Consider the following 1,075-nt stretch of genomic DNA (forward strand, 5'->3'; position numbering starts at 1 on the left):
GTTGTCGCTGCTGCTGTTACCGCATCTTCCGCATCTTTCAAGGCTGCTTTGGCATTGTTTACTTTCGTAATCTCTGCTTGGACAGCTTCTGGTGTCGCATTGTCGTTCGCTATTACAGCTTCCGCTGCTGTCTTCGCTGCTTCTGCTGCTTGCTTAGCTTGCTCATATGCAGTCACTTTGCTTGCTGGCTTGTCAGCTGTGTCTGGTGCACTTGTGATTTCGCTTCCTAAGGCATTATTCGCTTGCGTTAGAGCTGTCTTGTCTGCTTTATCGACTAACTTCTCTTTCGCTTTGTCTAACTTACCTTGAGCTGCGGTCACTTTTTCTTGCGCTGCTTGTACTTCAGTTGCTGTCGCATCGTCACCTTTAGCTAATGCATCTGCTGCTGCTTGCTTCGCTGCTGTAACTTCGGCTTCTGCTTCTGCCTTAGCGTTATTATAAGCTTCAATACTTTCTGGTGTCTTACCATCTTTATTTACCACTTCATCTAACTTAGCTTTGTCTGCTGTTAGTTTGTTTTTCGCTGTGGTTGTCGCTGCTGCTGTTACCGCATCTTCCGCATCTTTCAAGGCTGCTTTGGCATTGTTTACTTTCGTAATCTCTGCTTGGACAGCTTCTGGTGTCGCATTGTCGTTCGCTATTACAGCTTCCGCTGCTGTCTTCGCTGCTTCTGCTGCTTTCTTAGCGTCGTTATAGGCAGTCACTTTGCTTGCTGGCTTATCAGCTGTGTCTGGTGCACTTGTGATTTCGCTTCCTAAGGCATTATTCGCTTGCGTTAGAGTTGTCTTGTCTGCTTTATCGACTAACTTCTCTTTCGCTTTGTCTAACTTACCTTGAGCTGCGGTCACTTTTTCTTGCGCTGCTTGTACTTCAGCTGCTGTCGCATCGTCACCTTTAGCTAATGCATCTGCTGCTGCTTGCTTCGCTGCTGTAACTTCGGCTTCTGCTGCTTGCTTAGCAGCTTCGTAAGCTTGAATACTTTCTGGTGTCTTACCATCTGTATTTACCACTTCATCTAACTTAGCTTTGTCACCTTCTAGTTGTGTCTTCGCTGTAGTTGTCGCTGCTGCTGTTA

1 pseudogene is annotated in these 1,075 nt (G+C 46.5%); it reads right to left on the minus strand.

The features are described 5' to 3' along the window. Positions 1 to 1,075, minus strand: a pseudogene (locus HT730_RS09480) (FIVAR domain-containing protein); the annotation flags it as partial.

The organism is Streptococcus sp. k-628 (genome assembly GCF_013277475.1).
Classification (GTDB): domain Bacteria; phylum Bacillota; class Bacilli; order Lactobacillales; family Streptococcaceae; genus Streptococcus.